Below are 1,047 nucleotides of genomic sequence, written 5' to 3'. Positions count from 1 at the left end.
GACGGCATACGAGATAGGAGTCCGTCTCGTGGGCTCGGAGATGTGTATAAGAGACAGTCATTCGATAAACCTCCCTATGATGGGTTCTCCTGCCCTGGGAGTGTAGATATTCTTTACTTCGGGGTCAAGGGTCCTTATTGCGGCTTCTTCGCTGGATATGTAAAGCCTGCTTCCGTTTTCGCCAACGACCAGGGGGCGCAGTTTAATCCTGTCAGTGAAGCCTACAATACCGTTCTCTGTCCCAACTACAATAGCAAAAGGCCCGTTCATAAGAGCAGACCCGTAGGTAAGGCGGATTGCTTTGTTCAGTTCGGCTTCCTTTGCAGGCATGCGGTCGATATCGTCCCAGAATGGGGGGGCAAGGGCCTTGACAACCATCTCATGTGACAGTTCATGCTGCCTTCCGAGCAGGTCAAAAAGGTAAGCTACAACCTCTGTGTCGGTAAGTGCAGTGCATTTATAGCCGTAACCCTCCACATAGCGCTGGTTTGTGCCGTAAGAGGTTATCTCCCCGTTATGCACCACTGACCAGTTAAGAAGATTGAAGGGATGGGCTCCTCCCCACCAGCCCGGAGAATTTGTCGGGTAGCGGTTGTGGGCAAGCCAGATGTAACCTTTGTAGTCCTCTATCCTGTAGAAGTTTGCTACATCCTCGGGCCAGCCGGAAGCCTTGAAGACTCCCATGTTTTTCCCCGAGGAAAAGATTGTGGCTCCTTTTATGTTGGCATTTACTTCCATGAATATATGCGTTACAACATCGTTTTCAGAAGCCATTCTCCCTTCCATAAGGCCTTCTGAGGGTTTAAAGAAGTATCTCCAGGGAGTATGGACCTTTTTTAAGCCTGGCTGCGGGGTGGTCGGGATCTCTTCCTGGTGAACGATTTCTCCCCACTGCTGGAGGATTTCATCAACCTTCTTTTTTGGTTCTGCCATGTTGTCAAAGAAAACATGAAGAGCATAACAGTCTGCATATTCGGGGTAAATCCCGTATGCCTGTCTCTTATACACATCTGACGCTGCCGACGAATAGAGAGGTGTAGATCTCGG

At 49.7% G+C, this 1,047-nt stretch carries 1 protein-coding gene; it reads right to left on the bottom strand.

All coding sequences use genetic code 11. The features are described from left to right. Positions 1-57 precede the first annotated feature (57 nt). The coding region (locus EO95_RS03850) for a glutamine amidotransferase family protein (protein WP_048132347.1) at positions 58-1,047 on the bottom strand (990 nt) is incomplete at its 5' end.

Source organism: Methanosarcina sp. 1.H.T.1A.1, assembly GCF_000979295.1.
GTDB lineage: Archaea > Halobacteriota > Methanosarcinia > Methanosarcinales > Methanosarcinaceae > Methanosarcina.
The sequence above is the reverse complement of the archived record's forward strand: the minus strand, read 5'-3'. Positions and strand labels throughout refer to the sequence as shown.